18 protein-coding genes are annotated in these 24,482 nt (G+C 43.6%); 7 read left to right on the forward strand and 11 right to left on the reverse strand.

The window, feature by feature from the left end; genetic code table 11:
* Nucleotides 1–16: 16 nt before the first annotated feature.
* Genes CH376_RS10230 through CH376_RS10240 form a run of 3 tightly spaced genes read right to left on the reverse strand, consistent with a single transcriptional unit; the run spans nt 17 to nt 3,591 of the window.
* Nucleotides 17–790: a ribonuclease H-like domain-containing protein gene (locus CH376_RS10230; RefSeq protein ID WP_100785212.1), complete on the reverse strand. Its 774-nt coding sequence runs from the start codon at nt 788–790 to the stop codon at nt 17–19.
* Nucleotides 791–2,539 (reverse strand): apolipoprotein N-acyltransferase, encoded by a 1,749-nt coding sequence (locus CH376_RS10235; RefSeq protein ID WP_100785213.1) that lies wholly within the window; start codon nt 2,537–2,539, stop codon nt 791–793.
* A complete protein-coding gene (locus CH376_RS10240) occupies nt 2,539–3,591 on the reverse strand; it encodes a lipase secretion chaperone (protein ID WP_100785214.1) in 1,053 nt (350 codons plus the stop codon). Before CH376_RS10240 ends, CH376_RS10235 begins: the two co-directional genes overlap by 1 nt.
* Before the next feature lie 87 nt (nt 3,592–3,678).
* Between CH376_RS10240 and CH376_RS10245 the strand changes: the two genes are divergently transcribed.
* Nucleotides 3,679–4,701, forward strand: coding sequence for an NAD(P)-dependent oxidoreductase (locus CH376_RS10245; RefSeq protein WP_100785215.1), 1,023 nt, complete (start codon nt 3,679–3,681; stop codon nt 4,699–4,701).
* A 36-nt stretch (nt 4,702–4,737) separates the two neighbouring features.
* Here CH376_RS10245 and CH376_RS10250 read toward each other — a convergent pair whose 3' ends face one another.
* Nucleotides 4,738–5,568 (reverse strand): Fpg/Nei family DNA glycosylase, encoded by an 831-nt coding sequence (locus CH376_RS10250; RefSeq protein ID WP_100785216.1) that lies wholly within the window; start codon nt 5,566–5,568, stop codon nt 4,738–4,740.
* A 289-nt stretch (nt 5,569–5,857) separates the two neighbouring features.
* Here CH376_RS10250 and CH376_RS10255 point away from each other — a divergent pair, with 289 nt between their 5' ends.
* Nucleotides 5,858–6,388 carry an acyl-CoA thioesterase gene (locus CH376_RS10255; RefSeq protein ID WP_100785217.1) on the forward strand — a complete coding sequence of 177 codons (531 nt, stop codon included), beginning with the start codon at nt 5,858–5,860 and terminating at the stop codon, nt 6,386–6,388.
* Nucleotides 6,389–6,406: 18 nt separating this feature from the next.
* Nucleotides 6,407–6,916 (forward strand): MarR family winged helix-turn-helix transcriptional regulator, encoded by a 510-nt coding sequence (locus CH376_RS10260; protein WP_100785218.1) that lies wholly within the window; start codon nt 6,407–6,409, stop codon nt 6,914–6,916.
* A gap of 17 nt (nt 6,917–6,933) precedes the next feature.
* On the opposite strand, the gene CH376_RS10265 is transcribed toward CH376_RS10260, so the two are convergent.
* The gene (locus CH376_RS10265) at nt 6,934–10,434 is read right to left on the reverse strand and encodes a PAS domain-containing hybrid sensor histidine kinase/response regulator (protein ID WP_100785259.1); all 3,501 of its coding nucleotides are present in this window, start codon (nt 10,432–10,434) and stop codon (nt 6,934–6,936) included.
* A gap of 544 nt (nt 10,435–10,978) precedes the next feature.
* On the opposite strand from CH376_RS10265, the gene CH376_RS10270 reads away from it, so the two are divergent.
* Nucleotides 10,979–13,360 (forward strand): PAS domain-containing sensor histidine kinase, encoded by a 2,382-nt coding sequence (locus tag CH376_RS10270; RefSeq protein ID WP_100785219.1) that lies wholly within the window; start codon nt 10,979–10,981, stop codon nt 13,358–13,360.
* A 665-nt stretch (nt 13,361–14,025) separates the two neighbouring features.
* On the opposite strand, the gene CH376_RS10280 is transcribed toward CH376_RS10270, so the two are convergent.
* A complete protein-coding gene (locus CH376_RS10280; protein WP_420843543.1) occupies nt 14,026–14,640 on the reverse strand; it encodes a flagellar filament outer layer protein FlaA in 615 nt (204 codons plus the stop codon).
* Between the two features lie 149 nt (nt 14,641–14,789).
* Between CH376_RS10280 and ompL47 the strand changes: the two genes are divergently transcribed.
* The 3 genes from ompL47 (at nt 14,790) to dinB (ending at nt 17,834) form a co-directional block, all read left to right on the forward strand.
* Nucleotides 14,790–15,872: a multi-beta-barrel domain surface protein OmpL47 gene (gene ompL47, locus CH376_RS10285; protein WP_100785221.1), complete on the forward strand. Its 1,083-nt coding sequence runs from the start codon at nt 14,790–14,792 to the stop codon at nt 15,870–15,872.
* 87 nt (nt 15,873–15,959) lie between these two features.
* Nucleotides 15,960–16,697 (forward strand): ComF family protein, encoded by a 738-nt coding sequence (locus tag CH376_RS10290; protein ID WP_100785222.1) that lies wholly within the window; start codon nt 15,960–15,962, stop codon nt 16,695–16,697.
* A gap of 42 nt (nt 16,698–16,739) precedes the next feature.
* A complete protein-coding gene (gene dinB, locus CH376_RS10295) occupies nt 16,740–17,834 on the forward strand; it encodes a DNA polymerase IV (protein WP_100785223.1) in 1,095 nt (364 codons plus the stop codon).
* A gap of 4 nt (nt 17,835–17,838) precedes the next feature.
* Here the strand turns inward: dinB and CH376_RS10300 are convergent, their stop codons facing one another.
* The 5 genes from CH376_RS10300 to CH376_RS10325 form a co-directional block, all read right to left on the reverse strand.
* Entirely contained in the window at nt 17,839–18,792 is a 954-nt protein-coding gene (locus CH376_RS10300; protein ID WP_100785224.1) for a hypothetical protein, read from the reverse strand.
* Nucleotides 18,793–18,805: 13 nt separating this feature from the next.
* Nucleotides 18,806–20,095: a FecR family protein gene (locus CH376_RS10305; protein ID WP_100785225.1), complete on the reverse strand. Its 1,290-nt coding sequence runs from the start codon at nt 20,093–20,095 to the stop codon at nt 18,806–18,808.
* 2 nt (nt 20,096–20,097) lie between these two features.
* Complete coding sequence (locus tag CH376_RS10310) at nt 20,098–20,619, reverse strand: RNA polymerase sigma factor (RefSeq protein WP_100785260.1); 522 nt, start codon at nt 20,617–20,619, stop codon at nt 20,098–20,100.
* Nucleotides 20,620–21,027: 408 nt separating this feature from the next.
* Nucleotides 21,028–22,302 carry a sigma factor sigX-regulated lipoprotein SrpA gene (srpA, locus tag CH376_RS10320; protein WP_100785227.1) on the reverse strand — a complete coding sequence of 425 codons (1,275 nt, stop codon included), beginning with the start codon at nt 22,300–22,302 and terminating at the stop codon, nt 21,028–21,030.
* A 245-nt stretch (nt 22,303–22,547) separates the two neighbouring features.
* Nucleotides 22,548–24,422, reverse strand: coding sequence for a RecQ family ATP-dependent DNA helicase (locus CH376_RS10325; protein ID WP_100785228.1), 1,875 nt, complete (start codon nt 24,420–24,422; stop codon nt 22,548–22,550).
* Nucleotides 24,423–24,482 lie beyond the last annotated feature (60 nt).

A 24,482-nucleotide genomic window follows, 5' to 3' on the forward strand; every position in this document is an offset into this window, starting at 1 on the left:
GAATCAGCCGATTCAATTAATAACGGGTGTTTTCAGGTTCTCGAATGATCTCTCCGTAGAACGGAGTATCTTTTATTTTTAGATTGTATCCTTTGATAAGCAGGATCTCGAGATTTACCGTGTCTTCTCGGTTATAACTTTCCAAAATTCTCAGCGCGTCCGTGTCGTCGTAATCGACGTACTGTCTCCAGAGTCTGACCGCGTCTGCCCCGTTGATCGCGGCCTCTTCCGGCCGATCGATTCCCAGCGCTTTTTCGCAACCTTTGAGTCCGCCTTTGATTCCGAGAGAACGTAAGAAAAACATAATATCGATATGGTTGTTTCGAAAACGAACGTTGAACTCCCTTTCCAAAAAAGGGACGTCGAAAGCGATTCCGTTGTAGGTTACGAAGATACGATCGGGACTTACGTTGTCTAAAAAAAAGTCGAGATTGAATCCGCGGGTGTAAGCCTTGTATTCGTTTCCGTCGTATGTGCCGATCATAGTCGTCCTATCTTCGCTTGCCAATCCGGTCGTTTCAATGTCCAGATAGAGCAGCTTTCGGCGAACCGCGGGGAACAATCTCCAGTGGTGTTTGGCGGAAAGGACGTGGAAGAAGTAAAAAAAATTCTCCCGTTCCAATTCTTTTTTAGAAAATTCTAATGCGTCTAAAATGAGATTTTTGATCGGAACGGATTCGGTTTTTATAAAATCCTTCAAATCCTTCCAGTTTAGAATCCCTTTTTCCCAGAGTTGCTTTTCTTCGACCGAATCGATGCCCGGCAAATGACAAAACGTATGCTCGAGCATTTACACTTTCCTTTCACTTCGAAATACGAGCGTTAAACGAAGCGAAATTAAAAGAAACGACACGATCCATAAAAAAGAATTTCCGATCTTAACGTAGAACGTAGAAGCGGAAGGATTGAGTTGAATTGCAAAGGTTCGGATCGCGGTTTCATGAAAGCCGACCGGAGTAATCAGCGAAATTCCTCTCGAATCCCAAACGTCCGTGATTCCGGAAACCGTGGAACGGATCATCGGAAGTCCGGTTTCGATCGCTCTCAAACGAACGGTTCCGGAGTGTTGATTTGCTTCCAACTCAGAATCAAACCAAGAGTCGTTGGTGAGATTGATAAGAATATCGGGGCGTTCCTCGGAACGAAAATAATCTAACACAAGATCAGTAAACATCGCCTCGTAACACAACAAAGGGAGAATAGAATAAGAATATTCTAAATTCTTAATTTTCTTCGCTTGAAGTTCGGGTGAGGAGAATTCGGTCTTCATCGTTTCCGGAACTTTGAGTTGTTCGAGGTCGTGTCTGTCCGGGGCCGAAACCTGAATCCGGTTTTTTTCGATCGTTCCGGAAAGCAGTTTCGGAAATTCTCCGGGAACATAACGCGAAGTTTCTCGGAATGTCTTTCTTAAAATCGGGAATTGTGATTCCCAAGGAAGATATTCTCCGAAAGCCAGAAGTTTTCTTTTGTTGTAACGTTCCGTGATTCCGTCCAGATTTTTGAACAGGCTGATTTGATTTCTCAACTTGCCTTCTTCCATATTCAATTCGTTAAAAAGGATGTCGGCGCCGGAGTGTTTGGAAAGGTATAAAATTATTCCATCCATCGTGGACGAATAGATGTGTTCCCTTTTGTTTTCTTCGGAAGGGATCGTGCCGTGAAATGGAATCGCCGATTCCGGAAGAATGATAAGCGAAGGGGGTTTTTCCGCAGCCATACTTCCCTGCAGTGAAAGGGAAAGAATCTTGCTCATAGTGCTCGCGAGAAAAATTTCATCGTTCTGAAGATCTTTCGTTCCGGGGGAAGTATCCGGTTGAACCATGACGACGGAAAGAATTTTTGTTTCACCTGGAACCAAAGAATCCGAAACGAATCCGATCCTATATAAGCCGTAAACGAAAACGCAGAATACCGCGGCAAAGGAAAGAACGGAAATTTTAAACTCGTTCGACTTTCGATTTTTATAATGTGATATAAAAAATAAAAGAGCGGATGAAATAAAAAGCAAAAGAAAACTCAATCCGTAAACTCCGAGAACGGACGCGAACTGCTCGAAAACGATAGAACCCGAAACCAGGTTTCCCCAATACCAGGGAAATATCTGATACGTGATCAGATCGGAAAAAGTTCCGGCAGCCGGAAACAGAAGCAAAACCCAGGTCTTGGAAGAATTTTGAATATTCGAAAAGCGAAATATGATGTAAAACGGGATGAATTTAATGTGGGAAATCAATCCGTAGAAAAGAAAAAAGGCGAAGGAAACGATCGGGCCGGCTCCGGAAATCCGAGAAACCGCGCCTGGAATCCAAAAAAAAGTAGTGAAGTTCAGAATCTGAGAAAGAAACAAAAGCCAGAGAATCGCACGGATCGGAGATTCTCGATTGAGAGAAAGAAAAAGGGACAACGCAGAAATCGAAGCTACGATTCCCGCGCTTAGAAAGGAAAAAGGGGGAAGTCCTAACAGGACGCCGAAGCCGACTCCGAAACAAAGCAGGAGCCGGTAACGAAACGAATCTAAGGGAACGAATCTATAAAACATCAATTTTGATTTTTTTTCATTTCCTCTTCGTATTTCAGTCTTCTTGAATATTCTTCCGCTTCTTCTTTTCCGAGGTTTTTAATGCGGATTTCCATAAGAGCTTTATCTCGCGCTTCGCCTTTTACGTTCGAATTTTTCTGAAGCCAATCGGTTTCTTCCGTTTGGGTTTGTTTTTCCTTCTTTTCCCTTTCTTCGATTTCCTTATAAACCGCGTCCATACGATCCGCTCCGTCTTTTCCGAAATACTTTTCGCGAATCGATCTCGTTTTACCGTTTCGATCGGAGAGATTCATTCTTTCCAATTCCTTATCGCGTAAAAACATTTCGGTTTCGTATGTGTTGTATTTCGGTTCTCTTGTCTTTACGGTATTGTAATACTGACCATAGACGTTTTTTCGATATTCTTCGTATCGTTCCAATCTTTTGTCGCCGTTCAAGGATTCGGTTTCCTTTAAAAAACCGCTCAAAGAATCCCGATAAGTTTCTTCCGCCTCTTCCAAACCGAAGATCAGCTTAGCGTCGTTATCCGAAAAAATTTCCCTTCTTTTCTTTTTGACGAGTTCGTATTTTTCCGCACGGCTGAGTTTATCGGGGAGTTCGAATTCTCTCATCGTGGTTTCGTATCTCAAATAACCGGAAAATAATTTCATCAGATAATCGGCGTCCTTACCGGAGTAGTGATCCGCTATAAAGGCTCGGATGATTTCGTTGCACTGTTCGAAGCCGGTATTCTCCGGGCATTGTCTTCGAAGCGCCCAGAGTTCGGAGACAAGATTGACTTCTCCGGTGGCGGCGTATTGCATGAGTTCGTCGAACGTCAGCCAGTTGCCGTTCTCGTCGAAAATTCTTCTCGAAGTATCGACGACCGCTTGGTTTAGAATCCATTCTCCGGATTCCGATCTTTGCAGAGTAAATTCGGTTTCGGAATCCGCGGAGCCGCTCTTGGAGCCGACGCCTCCGCTAAAAAAAACGAACCAGACCAACGCGATGAGAATCACGGAGATCAATACGATCACCGCTGGGAATGTAATTCTTTCCTGAAGGGATTTCATGGACCTGTGATTCTTAAAGAATTCTTTCCCAAGGCAAACCTTTTTTGTTTTTTCTGAAAAAGAGGGTTTGGATGAAATGACAAAGTAGTGCAACAAAAAAGACCGATTCTCTATTACCCGAAAGGGACCACGGGCGCGGGGGAGATTTTTTCCCGTTTGGAAAAATTGGACGCGCGTTCGTATTCTTCCGATCAAATCTCCGGATTAAACGAAGAGAAACCGGAAATTCTCGTCGCGAATACGAGACTCAAGGTGGACAAAGAAGCGGTTTTAAAATTTCCTACGGTAAGAATTTTTGCGACGGTGAGTTCCGGTACGGACCATGTGGATTTTGCGGCTCTGAAGGAAACCGGAAGAATTTTTTTAAACGCTCCCGGTTGTAACGCGGGTTCCGTCGCTGAATATTGTTTTGCAGGATTAAAAAGCCGGTTTTCGGATCCGGAATTAAAGCGACTTCGAGTGGGGCTGATCGGGCACGGTCATACAGGAAAAGAATTTTATAAAATTCTAAAGTTCTTCGAAATTGAATGCGTTTTTTACGATCCGTTTTACAAGTCGGAGTCCGCTTCCCTTCCGGAAGTTTTGAGTTCCGATGTCCTAAGTTATCACGTTCCTTTGACAAAGGAAGGATCCGAACCGACTTTTCGGATGATCACCGGATCGTTGATCGATTCTCTGAAGCCGCAAACCGTTTTTATCAATTCCAGCCGCGGGGAAATTTTTACTCCGGAAGCCTTTTTGAAATTAACGGAAAGAAAAGATATATTCAAAATATTAGATGTGTTTGATCCGGAACCGCCGACGGAAGAATTCGGAGCCTTTCTTGCGCGAGTTGAAAATGCCGTTCTCACTCCTCATATCGCGGGTTACAGTCAAATCGGAAGAATGAGCGGAACTCATCGTGTCGCTGAAAAATTGTCGATACTTTACGGGGATAAACCCTTGCCTCCGCTCGAATTTTTTTTGGAGACGAAAGGAGAATTTAAAACCGAAACTTTTATCTTGGAAGAAGATCGTCTTTTGAGGGAATCTTGGAAGAACGGAGATCCGGGTTATTTTGAAAAAAGGCGAAATTCTTATCCTATCCGATTGGACTGGGGATTGGCTTAGAACCCGATTTTTTTCAAAAACGGGTGCGAGTCCTTATTATTTATTTCTCCAGTCGATGAACTGTTGTCCCTTTGCTTGTTGGCAATTCGGACAAAAGAAGGAATCGTAACCTAAGACGTTCGCTCTTCGAATCGTCGTTCCGCAGACGGGGCAGGGTTCGTTCTTGCGGTTTCTGACTTTGACGTGATCCCTGACTTTCACTTCCAAGGGCGCGTTTTTTCTCCGGATGTAATCGATCGAAGAGGAAAGAACTTCCTTTATACTTTTATAAAGTAAGGATTTGTCCTCCGGAGTGAGTTGGTTGCACGGAGTTTTCGGATGGATTTTCGCGGCGAACAGAACTTCGTCCGCATAAGCGTTTCCTAATGCACTGAGTTTGGTCTGATCCATCAGAAATACCCTGGTTTGTTTTCTGCTTTTGTCCATCAGTTTCAGAAAAAGAGATTCGGTAAATTCTTCCGAGAGCAGATCGACTCCCTGTTCTTTGTATTTCGGGATTTGTCCCAATTCTTCCGGCTTTAAAAAATAAACCTTTCCCATTCTCGTGTCGTCCATATAATTCAAGACGGGCCCGTCCGTTTTAATGCGAAGACAAAGATCTTTCCGTTTGTATTTCGGGTCCAAGGAGAATCTTCCGGACAACATCGGATGGATTACTATATTCTTATTTTCGAATATGAAATTTAGGAAGGGACCGTTTCTTTTTATCTCCCGAAAAACCGCGCCCTCAAAGGAACTTTCCAGAGCGCCTCCGGTAAGATCGCGGACCACAATCGGATCGACGATTTCGACGGACTCGATTTTTCGTTCGATCAATTCGGGAATGAGCCTTTCTTGAATAACGACCAAGTCCGGTAGTTCTGGCATAAGGCGATTGAACTCAGTTTTTTTCTTTCGTCAAGAAGTTGTTGTTAGGATTAGAATCAGAATTTATCGGAGAATGGATTTTTCCTGTACGGGAACGTTTGATTCTTTTCCCTTGGATTCCGATTTTATTCGGCTGAAATCTCAGACCCGACGGACTCCTTTCGCAAAACGAATGAGATCGGTCTCGAAAAAAAGCGCAAAATCGGGTTGACTTTTTCGGTTTTTAGTGTGCAATTACACATGTGTAGATGCAACTGTGTATTTGCACACTAAAGACTCGGAGGCTTTTATGCTTTCTACATTGGACAAGACGGAATTATCACCTTCCGGTTTTTACCGGATCCGTTTTCAGGATTGTGATCCATTCGGACATCTCAATAACGCCCGTTATATGGATTACTTTTTGGAGGCGAGGGAGGATCATCTGAGGGATTTCTACGGTTTCGATCTTTTTGAGCATTCTTCCAGAGAAGGAAAATCCTGGGTCGTGACCAGGACTCAGATCGCTTATCTTGAGCCCGCAAAACAGAGCGATCTGGTGAGAATCGTTACAAGACTCGTTTCAAAAAGCGACAGCTCAATCCGGAACGAAGATTTGATGTATGATCAAGCCGGAAAAAGATTGAAGGCTTTGATATGGATTGATTTTGCGTTTATCGATCTTAAAAAGGGAAGACCGACCCGGCACGGAGAGGATTTGAATCAGTTTTTCAATTCCGTTCTCTATTCGGATTCCGGTTTGGAGAACGGTAATTTTGAAGAGCGCGTTCGCGAGATGAAGCGAACAATGGCTCCGGGAATGGAAAGCGTTCTCGTTTAAATCAATTCGGAGAATTTTATGGTCAAGAAAGCGGAGTCGACGGTTTTAAAAAAGAAATCAAAGAAAGAATCTTTGAATCCCTCGCGCGACGAACTTTTGACCGTGGGCTTGGGATGTCTGAATTTTAATTTGAAAAGGGCGTCCCGAGCCATCGCTCAATACTTCGATCATGTCCTGGATCCGGTCGGCTTGACCTCGGCGCGTTTTAATATTCTGATGACGCTCGGAACCACCGACGGTATGGAGCTGGCTCCGATGGCCGATCTTCTCGTTTTGGATAGAACCACTCTTATTAGAAATCTTGAACCTTTGGAAACGTTAGGCTATATCAAGGATATTCCCTCGGAAAACAAAAGGGCGCGAAAGGTCGCACTCACCGAAAAGGGTTGGGAAGCCCTTCGTTCCGCTTATCCGGTTTGGAAAGTGGCTCACGATCACGTCGTCCAAAATCTCGGAGTTCCCGAATGGAAATCGATTATCAAAGGTCTCAGAACGATTTCAAAAAAGAGAATATTCGAAAATTCTTAAATTCCTTGAGATTTTTTCTATGCCAACCATTTTAAGATGACCCGGGTAAAATCGGCCTGAACCGCCGGCTTGCTCACGTAGTCGTCCATCCCGGCTTCCATACACTTTTCCCTTTCTCCGGAAACGATGCCCGCGGTAAGAGCGATGATCGGAACCCTTTTATCCATTTCCAGACTTCGAATCGCGATGGTCGCCTCGTAACCGTTCATGTCCGGCATTTGAATATCCATAAAAATCAAGTCAGGTACGGATTTTAAATTTTGCTCCACGGCCTCGAGTCCGTTCGCCGCTTCTACGATTTTTGCGGAAGGAAGAATTCTTGCGATTATACTTTTTGTCAGAAGCATATTGACCGGATTGTCTTCCGCGATTAAAATTTTGACGGCCTTGCGGATCGACGCCATGGCTTCGCCCTTTTTGATTTCGCTTTTCTGCAAGTTTGGTTTTTTAAGAATCTGATTTCTTCCGATCAGATCGTTGAGTTCCCGAATATAGATCGGTTTTGTGATCACTTCCTGGATCCCGATCGTCTGCGATTCTTCGATCGTATTCGAATCGTCGGAAGCGCTGCTCAATAGGATGATCGGCTGTTCTTCCGAAGGAACGTCGAGTTTTTGACGGATGATTTTCGCGGCTTCGATTCCGTCCATAAACGGCATGTGATAGTCCATCAAAATAAAATCGTACCGGTTTCCGGCGGCGATTTTTTCGATCGCCTCGGTTCCGTTTTCGGCGGATTCGCACGGAATATTAGATAATTTTAACATTCCTTCGAGAATCTTGCGGTTGTTTTCGTTGTCGTCGACGATCAATATTCTTTTTACGTTTTCAAACCGAGGCCATTCGTTCGTCTGTTTTGAGTCCAGGATTTCCATAGTGAGATCGAAAAAAAATCTGCTGCCGGTTCCCGCTTCGCTTTCGACTTCCAATTTGCTTTTCATCATCGCTAGAATCTGATTGGAGATGCTAAGCCCCAATCCGGTTCCTCCGAACCTTCTCGTGGTCGAAGCGTCTTCCTGCGAAAATGCCTCGAAAATCCTTTTTTGGTTTTCCTTTGCGATTCCGATTCCGGTGTCGCGCACGGAAAATCGAATTACGGCTTTGGTTTCGGATAACGTTTTTAAGACTTCGATCCTGAATTCTATTTCTCCTTCCTCGGTGAATTTGATCGCGTTGCTGAATAAGTTTACGATGATCTGCTTTAGCCGAACGCTGTCCGTATTCACGAATTTCGGAACCGAAGGGCTTATGTTTACGAGCAATTCCAAATTCTTCTTGTGCGCCTGAAATTTGATCGTGTTCACCACCTGGCTTCCGAGTTCCCAGACGTCGGTCATCTCGTAGGAAAGTTCTAGTTTTCCGGCTTCAATTTTAGAAAAATCTAATATATCATTGATCACGTCGAGAAGGGAACCCGCCGATTGATAGACGGTCATCATATACTGATGTTGTGTCGCGTCCAGATTGGTTCTAAGCAGCAGGTCAGTAAATCCTATGATTCCGTTGAGCGGGGTCCGGATTTCATGACTCATGTTAGCTAAGAATTCGGATTTTGCGCGGCTTGCCTTTTCCGCGAGAATTTTCGCTTTTTTGAGTTCTTCTCTTTGCAGACAGCTTTCGGTGATATCCTGAGTGAACATCATGATTCCGCCGATCGTTCCGTCCAACTGATACCAGGGCCGGACTTCCCATCTCAGATATTGATCCTGATCCCAACCGGCCGGCCTCCAGACGTCCTCTTCGTTTTTAAGAACTTCTCCCGAAAGACATTTCTGATGGGTATCCTTCCATTCCTGCGATATGTTCGGAAATACTTCGTAGTGCGATAGTCCGAGAATGTCTCTTCCCTGAAGATGGTAGTCGACGAGCCATCTTTCGCTTACCGCTATGTATTTGATTTCCGTGTCGAACATCGCGACTGCCGCGGGCGCGTGTTCTACGAATGCGAGCAGTCTGGATCTTTCCCTGAAAAGCGCCAGCTCCGTTTTTTTTCTTTCATCGATGTCGTATAACGCGCCATAAATTCTTGTACAGACGCCGTTTTCAAATTCCGCGCTCGCGACCGAACGCACCCAGAGTTCGTTCCCTTTGGCGGTTATCAATTGCATTTCGATATCGTAGGGAATCCCTTTTGTGATCAATTTTTCAACGGCTTCGGTTACGGTTTTTCTGCTTTCTCCTTCTTTTATAAACTTGAGTCCGTTCTCGATCGTAGGCACGAAGTCGGGCGGAACTTCGTGCATTTCCTTTGTGACCGCGGACCAAGTGCCTGTTCCGCTTCTTAAGTCAGCGTCCCAGGCTCCGATGCGAACGAGTCGACTCGTCTGTTCCAGAAGTCCCTTGGCTCTGATCAATTCACTTTCGAAATTCTTACTTTCCGTGATATCGTAAGTAAGAATCATCACCGAATAATCGGGAAGATTTAGAGGCACAGCAGTCACTTTCGTCCAGATGACGGACCCGTTTTCGATTTGAATTCCGACTACTTCGTCCTTGATCGCGTTGTTTCCTGTTCTTGCGCGTACGCTCGGAAGTTCCTCCGGAGAATAATGCCCGCCGTCCGCTTTAAGATAGATTCTATTTTTATAATATCCTTTACCCAAACTTATGTTGTTCATCGAAACGATCTTTTCCAAAGCGGGATTCACTTTGACGACCTCGTGGTCGTGATTCAACAAAGTCACTCCGATCGGAAGCGATTCGAACAAGGTGTTCAGTTCGATTTCGCTCTTTCGTAAAAGTTCGGTGGTTTCCCTGATCGAAGTTATATCGTTGACGATCACAAAAAAGCCGGAGGTTTTTCCGTTTACGGTATTGGGGATGTATTGGGCTAAAGAATATTTGCAGGATTTTCCGTCCGGCATCGGAATTTTTCTTTCGAAACTCTGCATTTCGCCTTTGAGAGCTTTTTCCATATAAGGAAGATTTTGTTCGTAGAGAGATTCTCCCAAAACGTCCCGGATGTGTTTGCCGTAGATTTCCCGAGGTTTCATCCCGAACCAATCGATATAGGCTTTGTTGGAAAAACGGTTGATTAGATTTGAATCCCAAAAACCGATAAGCGCGGGTAACGCGTCCAGAATCGAACGAAAATGTACGTGCAGGTTTTTGGAGTCTTCGACGTTTTGAAATTCTTCCGAAAGATCGAGTCCGCCTAACAAAAGATAGGCGACTCCGTTTTCGTTATATACTGTCTTTAAATTATTCTTGAGAAGAATCTCCTGCCCTTTGCTGTAAAAGGAAAAACGTTCCTCGTTTATTTCCGCGTTCCCTTTTTTGATCTCGAAGACGATTTCAGAAATTCTGCGGAGACTTTCCGCGGTAAAGACGGAGGCAGGCTCGGTCGGTGCAAGGTCCAATGCAAGAGTCCGTAAGAATTTCTTGTCGCACCAAAAATTTTTCTCCGATTCTAAATCTAAAATCCACAATCCGTCCAGCGCTTGATTTTGAATCCATTCATAGAACGTATGATCCTTTTGAATTCGGAGATAGATTTCCTTTTCCAGGGAATGTGGCATATACTTTAGAATTGGACGGATGAGACCTTTATAAAAGGTCCCGCGACTTAATAAACGGGGAAAAAAATCCAAGTCAATTGAAAATCCTTCCTTTCCCGTTCTATCGTTTCGCGAGACTCGGAAGAGACGCCCCGAATCATTTACGGATTTGGATTTCCCCTTCGAAACGAGTTTCGAATTTTTTTTTTTGATTCCTTTTTGTTTAATTTGTGTCAAAAACCCGGACGTCTTCCCCTTTTTGACGGGCGTACTTTCGAATCCTCGACCAAAGCGATACGATCGTTCAGCGATTTCCACCGATTCTCCGTCGAAAAGAAATCTTCGGATTTAAACAAGAATATTCAAAAAATTGAATTTACTTTTTAAAAATGCGGAGTATCCTTACATTTCGGTAGGGTTCTATGATTTTAATCCTTTCGTATTAGAAAAATTCTCAATAATCCGAAATGGGAGATATCATTTCTAAAAAATTTATTTCCAATGAAATCAGACTTTGCTTTCAAATGATTCCGGATGAAAATGGCCGCCCGATTCCACAAAAATCATGATTCGTTTTAAATTACCTTCCTTTTTAACGCCGCCGGTCTTTTCCGATACGGAGAAGGATTTTTCCGTACGTCTGATGTACGGGATCATGCTCGCTTGTTTGGCGGTGGCGCTGAGTTATCGAATTCTTCATCCGATTCTCGCGGAAAAACCCAAGGCGATTTATATCGCCGCGTATCTGATCCCGGTCGCGGTTCTTGTGTGTCACCTGATCGCTAAAACCGGCAGGATTCTGCTCGCGGCTCATGTCATGATCGGCATCGAATGGCTCGCGACGTTCGGAATCATGTTTCGAGAAGGAGCGACTCAAACGGTCGTGTTTCCGTTCAGTCTGGTTTTGATTTTAATTTCCGCGCTTCTCTTGGGAACCAGAGCAGTTTATTTTTACGCGACGCTTTCGGTTTCTCTCGCGGTCCTCAGCGAATATCTGATTCAAAAAGGAATCATTCAACCTGTGGAAAGTCCCACCGGTCCTTGGTCCGTTCTTATGGGAGAAATTTCCGCGTTTATTCTAGTCGCGATTCTTATGAGATATACTTTGCTCGGTTTTACAAAGGTGAAAAAGGAGCTTTCCGACGTTCAACGTTATGCGAAATTGGGCGGCTGGAGTTTGAACACGGCGACGCTGGAGCTGACTCTGACCAAGGAATATCAATTCCTTTTAGGGGATTCCGACGCGCTGGAGTCTATCGTCGTTTCCTTTTCCTCGTTTTTAAACACCTATGTCGTCGAAGAAGATAAGACAAAACTTCTTACGGTCCTCGCCGAAAGTTTAACTCATAAAGAGGATCCGAATTATACGGTGGAATTTATCTATCAAATCCGAAGGATCGACGGAAAAAATCTTTTTCTTTCCGTAAAAGGAAGATTCCTCAATTCGTTTATCGCGTACGGAACCGCGCAGGATATTACGGAAAAATATTTAGCGGAAGAAGCTCTGAGGCCGACTCAGGAAATTTATTCCAAAGTGTTTACCCTAAGTCCGATTTCAACCACGATCTCCACGGTGGAAGAGGGAAGATATATCGAAGTCAACGACAGTTTCGTGAATCTATTCGGTTATACGAGAGAGGAATCGATCGGAAGGACGAGCACTGAATTGAACATCTGGCCGGATCCGAACGTTCGCAAAGAATATCTGGAGAGGCTGATCCGCGAAAAAATTCTATTGGATCAGGAACTGATTCTGCAATCGAAGGATGGAAGGGCGATTCACGCGGAATGTTACAGCATGTTCGCCGAAATCAACGGCAAACTCTGTGTAATCAATCTCGTGAAAGATATTTCCGAAAAAAAAGAAGCGGAAGCGTTACGAAGATTGAATAAGGAAATCTCCGATCAGAAAGGATTGATCGAAAAACAAAAACAGGATTTGGAAGAGATTCTTCAGAACTTAAAAAAAACGCAGAGCCAGTTGATCGTTTCGGAGAAGATGGCCGCCTTAGGACAGTTAGTCGCCGGTATCGCTCACGAAATCAACAATCCGATCGGAGTCATCAAAGCGGCCAACGACTCGATTCAGAATTATTTCGAACATTCCACGGACCGTTTGTCCAGACATTCGGATCTGATTCAGAGTTTGGACATTTCAGTTTTGAAGGAACTTTTCGCTTTTATGAACAAAGGTAAAAGACTTCAAGAAATGATTTCTCCGAAGGAAGCTCGATCCAAGATCAAGGCATTGGAAGCGAAACTCAAGGAGTTCAAAATCGAGAACTCACATTCTGTCGCCCAGGATTTGGTGGAATCCGGTTTGGAAGACGCTCTTCACGAATTTCCGAAGTTATTTTCCGCGGAGCACGTTCAGATCCTTTTGAACTTCGCTATGGAAGAGATTCAGGCTTCTAAAAGTTCGAGGCTGATCGATATGTCCGTAAATCGAACCTCCAAGGTAGTTTTTGCTCTTCGGAAATTTTCTCATTTCGGTTCGGAAGGAATCAAAACATCCGTGATTCTGTCCGAAAATCTGGAAACCGTTCTTACTATCTATCAAAATCAGTTGAAAACGGGGGTTGAAATTCGGAAAAACTACGACGATGTTCCGCCTATTCAGGGTTATGCGGACGATCTCATCCACGTATGGACAAACCTGATCTATAACGCGGTTCAGGCGATGTCCTTTAAGGGGATTCTGGGTATTACGTTAAAACGAAGCGGTGCAAACGAAGTCGAGGTGATCGTCTCCGATTCGGGCCCCGGAATTCCGTTTGCGGTTCAGGACCGAATCTTCGAACCTTTTTTTACCACCAAAGCTCAAGGGGAAGGTTCCGGTCTCGGTCTGGATATCGCCCGAAGAATCATAGAAACACACGGAGGTTCGATTCGTTTTGAAACTTCCGCTTCCGGAACAAAATTTTTCGTCACTCTTCCTATCGCCTAACAAACTTAGAGCCCGTCCCGAAATCTAAAAAAGTAGGAACTCATACTTTTTTTGGAAACGAGGAAGGATTCAAAATCTTCTTTGAAACCGAACAAATTGTAATTTGTGGGAACTCACACGAAAGTGTTCGAATTTTACAAAACGTCTTTTTCGATCTTCCGCGTTTTGTATAGCCTCGCCGGTAAATTGGAAAGAAGATCCCGGGGAGAATTTTCGTAGGAGTTCCTACATGGCGCTCGTGAGGGAATTTTACTTGCGAAAAGGATGTTTTTGTGATAGAGGAAAGTCTCCCGAGTTTTCCGCCTCCAAAACTCAATGATTCGCTCCCTATGAGTCGCTATGCAGGGTTGGGGCCCGCGCCTTTCACGGAAAAAACCGTTGGAGTTCCGACAAATTCTTTGAAAGAGTCAGACAACTTTTGGGGCAAGCTCTAACTCGAAACTTTTTTGTTTTCTGAGTTTTTTTGGGTAAGGCTTTAGGTCCGCTCCGAGTAGAATTGCGGAGGATTTTAATTTTTACCGAATCTAAAATTCGGATCGATTTCGTTTTTAAAGACAAAACTTCCGTTTCCCGTTCTAATATATTAGAAAAATTGAATTTAATTTGCGAAAACGTTCCGCGAACCCGGAGGTAACCGTTCTTCTTTTGAAAAAGTCCGGCTCGGATCAGCGGACCAAGGTCTTGTCGTTCTGAAACATCCGATTCTTATCTCGTATGATCACAAGAATGTCGTCGATCGCAAAAAGATCTCTGGTGCCGCGTTTCATTTCGAACGGCGCCTCGTAGAGAAGACCCAAAAATTCGACGGGAGCTTGTTTTGTAAAAACGATATCGTCTTGCCTGATCTTTCTTACAACGTTGAGTTTGATCTTTTTCCATCCTTCGAAGCTGAGATGGGTGATTAGTATTTTCTTAACTTCTAAAGTAGAATCCCTTAACAAAACGTAAAGCGACGCCCCCGATCCGGAAGAATAGACGTGAAACTGGAATTCCTGAACGAAACCGCGGGTTCTCCAAGGAGATTCCCAGAGGATTTCAAAGGATTGATTTTTTTCAGAGGGCACTTCTAAAAGAAGGCTTTTGGATGAATTGCGTTCGGGGCTGAGTAATAAGGAGGAAGTTCTTATGTCCGGATGGTATTCGTCCGCCAGGCGCGTCTTTAGATTCTTCGTAGTCCATTCTTTTGTTTCGAAATCCTCGACTACTACTTGTTTCCAAATTTCCGCCGGCGATTTTTCTTGAGCGTTCAGCTCATTGGACAAATTGAAAAAAAGAAGCATCACTAAGAGAACGTAATTTTCGAGTCGGGTCTTTCTCCTTGACGGGAAGGATTTTTTTTTCATAGAATCGGTTGACACGCTCCTTCCAAAGGTTTCCACTATCCGAATATCGTCAAAAAACTAATTAACCTAATTCATAGGAGTGTAAAATGAAGGGTTCTTATCTCGCAAGACTCGCAATCGCTTTTTTAATGTCCTTTTCCGTGGCTCTCGTAGCGCAGGAAGATCTGGACGAAAATTCCTCCCCTCAGGCAACGACCCAAGGGCAAACAGGGGCGACAGCGCCTGCGGCTACCACTAAAACTGCAGGAAACACTCAAATTGATGACGTAAAGAATGCAGATCTTTACGTGAACTCTAAAAGTTCTTTTGAAATTTCCGCAAAAGACGATTCCAGTACGGTAGATTATATCGAATACAAAATCGGCGAAGCGGATTACGCAAAATATACTTCTCCGATCACGATTCTCAAAGAAGGCGTAAACCGTCTGACTTACAGAGCCGTGGACAAAGCCGGAAACAAAGAACCTGCAAAGGCTCTTGTCGTGGTTGTGGACAACACAGCTCCGACCATCAAAATCGCTCCGAGTGAAATTCTTTACAACTTGGAAGGATACAATTTCGGTTCTAAGAACGTAACTTACACAATCACCGCGATCGACGGTCTTTCCGGCGTGAAGGAAGTAAAGTATTCCATCAACGGCGGAGATTTGAAAACTTACGACAACCAGCCGATCAAACTGGAAAAAGCCGGCGTCAATCTGATCAAGTATTCCGCGGTGGACAACTCAGGAAACGCAACTTCGGAAGCGATTCTTGTCGTAACTTTGGACGACGTAAAACCCGAAGTTGAAATCCAAGGAAATACTCCTCTTGTGATCATCGACGGAAAAACATATTCCAGAAAAGGAAACTCTTTCACCATCAAAGCGGTGGACGGACAATCCGGAATCAAAAGAATTCTGATCAAAGTCGACAACGCTCCCGATTTCGTTCCTTATGCCGAATCGATCGTAATCGATTCTCAAGGAGAACACACGATCGAAGCAAAGGCCGTGGATAACGTGGGCAACGAAAGTGAAACTAAAAAAGTCAGCTTTTCCGTAGACGTAAATCCTCCGACTACTCAGATTCGTAAGGTGGATGCAAGCTCTAACAGCAACACACAACCTGCGCCTCCAGCTCAACCAGCAAAGCCGGCGACTACAACTCCCGCGCCCGCTAAAAAGTAAGAATTAAAAAATCTTACCGATGATAAAAAAGCCCGGTTTGCCGGGCTTTTTTATTTTCTCCGCATTCTTCCCGGAACCGTAAAGGGTATGGGAATCTGGAAATTCTTAGATATATTTCTTCCTTCTTCTTGCGAGTTTTGCGGAAGACACGATTTTTTCTCCTCCAAGATCGGAGTCTGTAAACTTTGTCACAACGATCATCGAAGCGCCGAAACATTCCAGGGCTCCGAATGTGGAATATGCAAAGAATGGAATATTGAAACCGAATGTTCCTTTTGTTTCTCCCGAAATCTTTTCTTTGAAGAATTAAGATTTTTAAGAAGCAGAACTCCTTTTTTAGCGAAGGTCATCAATTACGTCAAATTTCAATCCGTCTATCTGCTTTCCGTTTATCTCTGTCTTGGAATCAAAAGGGAACTCGCGTCTTGGAAAGAAATTTCTTTTTCTGGAATCATCGTGATGCCTTCTACGGAAACAAGATGGTATCAAAGAAAGAAAAAAAGACCTTTTGAATCCTGTGATTTCGCCCTAAAAAGAATGAGAACCATTCTTCCGTTTCCTCTTCTCGCGCCCGTCGCAAAGATCAGCCGGGAAAAACAAGCGGGTAAAAGTTATGCGGAACGATTCATTCATGCAAGGCTTGCGTTTCAAATCAAAGAGGAGTATAAAGGGAGGCTGAAAGGCGATTATCTTCTCTTGGACGACGTCTTTACAACCGGGGCTTCCGCAAACGAATTGGCGAGAATCCTTTTGGAGAACGGAGCCGACTCCGTTCGGGTTCTCACCCTGATTCGAACGGAAGGAAAAGGCGCTTTGAAAAAATAGGTTACAAATGTTTAGTATGTTATAATTTGACCTGAACTAAAGATGGAACCACGAAAAATCATTCATGTGGATATGGATGCCTTTTACGCTTCCGTGGAACAAAGAGACTTTCCGGAATACAAGGGAAAACCTCTGATCGTAGGAGGTCCTCCGGGAAGTCGATCCGTGGTTGCTGCGGCTTCTTACGAGGCAAGAAGGTTCGGCGTTCGTTCCGCGATGCCTTGTTCTCGGGCCGCTCAGTTGGCTCCGCAGGCGATTTTTGTATTTCCGCGTTTCGAGGCTTACAAGGAAGTTTCCAGACAGATCAAGGAAATCTTTTTAGAATACACAGATCGAGTCGAGATGTTGTCCTTGGACGAAGGATATCTGGACGTTACATTCAATAAAAAGAATATTCCTTTCGCGGTTACGATCGCAAAAGAGATTCGAAGCGAAATTTTGAAACGAACGAGTCTTACGGCTTCCGCCGGAGTCGGAAACTCAAAGTTCATCGCCAAGTTGGCTTCGGAAAAAAATAAACCCAACGGTCTTACAGTCGTCTTACCGGAGGACGTGGTTTCGTTTATCGAACCGTTGCCTGTGAGCAGTTTTCACGGAATCGGAAAGGTGACCGCTCAAAAAATGGAAGAATTGGGAATCCACACGGGAAAGGATCTTCGCACAAAGAGCGTCGAAGAACTCGTCCAGCACTTCGGAAAAATGGGAATCTATTATTATAAGATTTCGAGAGGAGAAGACGACCGAGAGGTGGAATCCTCGAGGGAACGAAAATCTCTCGGCGCCGAAATCACATTCGATCAAGATCGAATCGAAAAGGAAGACCTCTTTAACCAACTCAAATACGTTTCCGGAGAAGTGGAACGACGATTGAAAAAAAGGGATTTTTCCGGAAGAACTCTGACTTTGAAAATCAAGTTTCACGACTTTACGCTGAAAACAAGATCCAAAACTCTTTCCGAAACGATCTTTTCGGGGGAGGAGCTTTTTAATACCGCTTCCGCGCTTCTCGAGGAGTTTATAGAATCGAAGGACGGAAAACTCGTTGCGATCAAGGCGATCCGACTTTTAGGAATCAGTCTTTCTCATCCGAATACCGCGGAAGAAGAAGACGAGCCGAGTTTATTTCCAACTTTATAATATTCTAAATTTTGATTCCGATTCCGAAAAGAATCATAGGTTCGCCGAATTGATAGGTATTTACGGACCCGTTTAAGATCGTCTTTCTGTATTGAACCGTAAGATTGAAAAAATAAGAATCGAATTCCGCTTGAAGACCCGTTCCGACCAAGGCGGTTCCGTAAATCAATTGTCGCGAATAAATTCCGCTATTGTAGCTTCTTCCGACCCCTGCGCCCGCCTGCGCAAACCAAACGATAGAATCCGAGATTGGAATCAAATACTTAACGCTCGGTAAAAGTGAAAACGTCGAAATCGTGAACGCCGAACTGGAAGCTCGACTTCCTTTGTATTCGCTCGAGTTTGAGCCGAAAATTTGAGTCAATGTCGACAGACCGGCTAAGGTCTGGTATTCGGGCGATTGATTCAAACTCGCGTTAGTCGCAATCGCCGTAAGCGCCGAAACCCCCGTCGTCGGAAATGAAAAGTTGTTATGCTCCAAAGCAAGGGCAAACGCAAAGTTCGGGTTGCGGCGGTATTCTCCCTGTAAAGCGACGGATTGAACCGTTACTGAATATTTTTTTTCCAAATAAGGATCGATATAGAGGGTGGTCGTAACGAAATCAGTTAGAGTATAATGACGGTTGAGATCCATAGGCTCGGAAATTCGAGAATTCCATTGCGAACCGAGCAGTGAAAGATAGAATTTTTTGAAATCCTTCGGATTTTGAATTTCCTCTTTTTTAATTTCCGAAACCAGAATTTTTTCCACGAGTTGAAGATCTATTTTTTCAACCTTGCCGAATTTATCTTCGATCAATACATGATCTTCTCTTAAAGTGGTTTTTACGTTTTTTAAAACCGAACCGTCCTTTAAAACCACCGAATTCCCGAATATCAATTTTGGAATCGTAATCAAAAAGAAAAAAAGAATCCAAAGAAGAATTCGGATTCGATGTACGAAGAAAAAATTTCTCATGAAACCTTTCGATTTAAAAGGAAATGGATTCCACGTCTTCGGCTTTGATGATTCTTTTTTTACCTTCCGCTTCCAGAACGTATTCGTTTTCATATTGGATAAGATTTCCTTTTAATTCGGATCCGTCTTTCAACTTGATCGTCTTGTTTCCCAAGCGGACGGGTTCCTGTTTTTGCGGCTCTTCTTTTTCTTCGACCACAAGGCGCTTAACGTTCTTTTGGGTTTGAATCGGTTGCTCGATTTTCTCTTTCAAGTCCGGAAGTTCGTCGCCTCCGGAGCTTTGTATGATTTTTTCCAGATTTTCAAGGTCTTGAACGCTCAAAGGTTTTGTTTTGTTTTCTTTGAGAGCGAGCGAAAGGACGTTTCGGATCCGTCTCAGTTCGTCTCGGAGCTTTTCCCTGTTTATTGTCTTAGGATCGTCCTTTGAAACGAAAAGGGTTTTAGATTCCTCGGAAAGATCGATGGATTTTGTTTCCAAAGAAGAATTAGAAAGTTTTATTTCTTGGATGTCGCTTAATAATTCTTCGTTATCTTTTTCGAAGATTCCGATTTCGTTTTCGGAAGGGTTTAGCAAGAATGGAAGAAGATATCTAATCCCGGAACGAACCGCGACCGCGCCGTCCCACACTTTGACACTTCTTCCTTTTTCTAAATCTTCGACCAGAACTTTGGTACCGAGCAATTCGATCTGAGTTCCGTTCGAATAGAGTTTTGTTTTGCCGGTGGAACGAACCGTTTCGTTTAACAAAAGTTTTCCTTTTGCAAAATATAAGGACAGGGATTCTTCCGAATCGCCGGATCTCGGGAGACGCAGAATTCTTACTTCCGAGTTCGGAAAAATTTTAAAACGAATCGAACCTTGTGCTCTTACAATTTCAACGTCACAAAAGGAATTCTGATCCAGTTGAATCCGTTCCGTCGCACGGATGGATTGAGAATTGCAAGCGCCGAACGTTTGAATTGCGACCGAATCCGTTTTCGGAAATATCCAAGATCGAAAGACAAAAGAAATGGAAACGATCAACGGAACGATTGCGGCCAATAGAAGAATTCTATTCTTAAATATTTTTTCCGTGAAGGATACGCGAGACGGAAACAAGTTTTGATTTTCGGAATGTGAAAGCGCGGTTTTATGAAGTCTTAGGCCTTCTTGCATTTTGATATAGTTTTCGTATCGCTCTTGCAAGGACGGGTCTTGATCGACGATTTGATTCAATCGTTCTTTCTGCTCCTCGGTGATTTCGCCGAAAAGGGCTAAAGACATTAAATCTTCGAATTCTTCTATTAGATCGTTTCTTTCCATCTTTACAAAGCCACTTTTCTTCTTTCTAATTCTTCTCGGAGCAGATCCAAGGCTTTTAATAATTTTCTACTGACGGTTCTGGAAGATATATTCAACGCTTGCGAGGTTTTCTCCAAAGTGTAATTGTTGAATTCTTTTAATAGGATGATACTTTTTTCCGGTTCAGGCAACGAAGAGATGATCTCCCTCAATTCTTCCTCTACGATTCTATTTTCCAGTTCCTGAATAAAATCATCTTTCACAAGAAGCGCTTCCATTGAAGCATTTTCTTCAAGGGCAAATTCCTTTTTGCGATTTTTACGATATGAGAAATACGTATTTTTCGCTATTGCCGCGGCCCAAGTGTAAAAACTTCCTTTCTCTTCCGAAAAATTCGAAAAGGCTCTGTATAGATTGATGAATACCTCTTGCGCAATGTCCTCCACTTCGTTCGGATCCGCCGATAGATATCGAATGACCTTGTATATCGCCTCTTTGTAATTTTGGTAAAACAAAGAAAAATCGTGATCTTGATTTAACTTCATTTTAATCCTTTGAAAATAAGAACGCAAAAATACATCGATAATAAGACAGACGAAAATAAAAAGAATTAAATGGCGAATATGCAATTCTACGTTTCAATCTTAAATTTCTTTGCATGGCTCTCATTCCTTCACACTCAATGAAGGACTCGCATTTGTAAGGTCACAAAAGAGACATTGTTTGATCGAGTCAAAATTATTTTTCTGCACACCGTTTTATCATTTGAAAACCAGAAAACGATCTCCTCTCCCGCAGTAGGGTTTAGGATCGCCTTATCATTCGTAAAATTGAAGTCGACATTATTAAGAATGAGACTGTTCTCTTCAAGTAAGGAAAGGAGCGCGAGGCTCCTTTCCGTGTTTCACTTTAAGAAAAAATATTCTCCTGAATATAATTCTTTCGAAATTACTTTATTTCGTCTCACTTAAGATCGTCGGTAAGTGAAAGATCAAATTTCTTCTTGCTGTATTGGTCAGGTTGTCGATTCCGCTTGTTGCGTTCGGTCTATCCGCTGCATCCAATTGGGGAGAAAAAACGTTATCCCCCGCTGTGGAATCCCAGAAGAGCGTCTTATCGACGGAGACGTTAAAGACAAGGTTTCCGTTCTTGCCTTTGGTTGAATCTAAATCCACGACCAGAATATAAGGCTCGTTTGCTCCTAAAGAAGAGGCGGAAGTCGGAATTTTGAACTTTAATTTCTGTGAATTACTCGTATAAGAAATTCCAGGAGGCAGAGGAGAATTCAGATTGTTTCCGAATACTTGGTCTCCCTGACTTCCCGGTATTCTTAAGAACGATCCGCTGGAAGCATCGATGAAAGATTCTGAGAAAGAGAAGCTGTTTCTCCCTTCGCTTCCAGACAACAAATCCGGAAAGATAAAACTCGGGGATGTCAAAAAAGATTGTGGTGAGTCGGGAGAGAATATGTCAGGTGAAACGTCGCCCCTTTCCGCCATCACAAATCCTTCCATTCCCGGAACATTCGGTGTGATGGGTTTATTTAGAATGAGATCCACGTAACGATAAGAATTTTCCGGTACATCACTTGGTTTAAAATAATACGAAAACGCTCTGATAACGAGTCCAATTCGATCATAATCGGATTTCTCACCTTCCGGAATTTGTCGAATTGGCAAACTGGCTTTCACTGTCCCGTTTAGGTTTGTGATCCCCATCGTAGAGAAAGCAGCGCAGGGTCCCAAATCCCCAAAGGGCGATGCAGGGGCTTCGGATTTAAAGGAAAGAAAATTAGCGTTTGCTAATGTTTCGGTCCCTTTTGCCGGCCCACCCTTAGATACGGATTTATAAGCAACGATTTGACAAACTTGAATCCCGGCAGCTTCGGGAGTCAAAAACTTGTCATTGAATCCGTCCGCGGCCCCGTCTCCGTAGGCTTGTGGATCTTCGCCGGCTAAATCCGTTAGAAGTCCGGAAGTTTGTCCGATTGAGTCAGGAAGAAGAGAAAAGTGGGATGAATCCTGAGTCCTTGCCGCGAGCAATCCGTTTGTATTCGAAAAGTTAAACGTTGCCGTTCCGTTCGGTCCGCTTAATATGGCGGCTGCCAACAGTAAATTCATGTTATCGTTCTTTTCTTTTTTGCAACTTGTTACCGAGAACAGAACTGCTATTGCGAATGCAGCTACTTGCCACAAGTTCCGTTCCGTTTTATTTCTATTCTGTTTCATCGCGTAAAACCTCCAATGAAATCACGAATGAAATATAGAGAAAGTCGGAGCGGACCGAGACAGTTTTTGCTAAAAATAAGAAAGAAATTGCGGATCGATTTTATTCGAAAATCGAATCAAATTATAACTCTGCAATGTATAGCGATGATTGAAGTTGAAGGAACGCGGCTTACCAAAAACAAGGCAATTTATCTTTAGCGGAGGGTTATGCTCATACGAGCTTTATTGAGGAGGGGCGAAGTCGGTCATTTCCATTTTTCTAATATTCTTAAAATGTCGTTTCCGAATTTTTCGACTTTGGCGGAACCCATTCCTTTGATGAGGGACAGGTCTTCCGGAGTTTCGGGCATGGCCTTTGCGATTTCCGCGATCACCGGATTTTGAAGAACCATAAACTTTTTCCACTTCCTTCTTCGCGCTTCTCTGTCTCGAAAATTCTTGAGTTCTTGGATCACGTTTTTTGCGGGAAGAGTTTTGCGTTCGGTATTCGGGTCTTCCTCTTTTTTCTTACGCGGAGTTCTTACGATCACGGTGGATGATAGGATGAGCTTGGGATATTTGTCTCCGACGATTTTGACTTTTTTTTCTGAGATCCATTCGTCTAGGATTCTTAAGACGGCTTCTTCGGGAACGGAGCGTAACGTTCCGTACATCGGAGTTCGATCCAGTTTTTTTCTAAGAATTTCGTTCGAGCGCGATCCTCTGAGAACTCCGGCGATCATTCTTTTTCCGAATTTTCCGGGAATGAGTTCGAGCAAGTCTTCGATCGTTTTCAATTCTTCATCGGAGAAATCGTATTTTTCTTTTTGTTCTTTCTTTTGTTTTTTATCTTCTTCTCTTTTGAGAAATTCTTCTCTTCCCGAGGATGAAAGTTCCGCCTCGGATTCTTTCTCCAAACAGATGTCGCAGGTTTTGCATTCGGAAATTTCTTCGCCGAAATAAGAACAAAGCGTCCGTTGTCTGCAAAGATTGGAGATCGCGTATTCTTTTACGTAGGAAAGAAGAGTTTCTCCTCCTTTGCGATTGGATTCCTTTCCGATGATGAAACTTTGGGTAACCAAATCGGACGGATGATAAAACAGAATACAATCCGAATTCTTTCCGTCCCTTCCGGCTCTTCCCGCCTCTTGATAATAACTTTCCAGGGACGCCGGGGTTTGATAGTGAATCACCATTCTTACGTCCGGGCTGTCCAAACCCATTCCGAACGCATTAGTCGCAACAAGGACGTTCGTTTTTCCGGTTGAATAACCGTCCTGTGCTTTTTCTCTGCTTGAATCGGTTCTTCCTGCGTGATACTTTCCGACTTTGAATCCGTTCTTCTTTAGAAAATCGTAAACCGATTCCACTTTTTGTCTGGTCGCGCAGTAGATGATGGCTCTTCCGGAGGTCGATTTTTGAAAATTGCCTTTGATCAGGATCTTCAGAAGTTGAGTTTCTCGAAACGTTTCGTTCTGCGGGAAAAGAACCGAAAAGTTTAGGTTTTCCCTGTAAAAACTTCCCTTGATAAGCGAAGGATCTTTGAGTCCCAGAGAATCCGAAATGTCCTTGATCACTCTTTGCGTCGCAGTGGCGGTTAACGCGATGATCGGAATTTTTTTCGGAAATTTATCCCGGAGTTCGTAGAGTTTTCTGTATTCCGGTCGAAAGTCGTGACCCCACTGGGAAACACAATGGGCTTCGTCCACGGCGATTCTTTTCAAGGGAAGTTTGGGAAGAATTTCGAGCACCTGACGACTCAGCGCTTTTTCGGGAGACAGATAAAGAATTTGGATTTTACCGGTTGCGGCGCGGCTTAGAATTCTCAACTGCTCGAGATCGTCCTGAGTGGAATTGCAGTATTCCGCCGTGATTCCCTTCGCTTTGAGAGAGTCCACTTGGTCTTTCATAAGAGCGATCAGAGGCGAGATGACGAGAGTAAGGGAGCTTTCTTCCAAAATGGACGGAAGCTGATAGATGAGGGATTTTCCTCCGCCGGTGGGAAGGATGACTAACGTATCGTTTCCGTCTAAGACGGACTCGATCGCTTCCTTTTGTCCTTTTCGAAAACGGGGAAGGCCCCAGACTTCGCGGAGGGCTGATTCTAAATCTTTAAACTTCTTGTCTGTTTCTGAGTTCATGGAATCCGTTTTTTGTAAATTTCTTTCTATGGATTTGGAACCGTGTCTATCGATTTACTT

The sequence above is a fragment of the Leptospira adleri genome (genome assembly GCF_002811985.1).
GTDB lineage: Bacteria > Spirochaetota > Leptospiria > Leptospirales > Leptospiraceae > Leptospira > Leptospira adleri.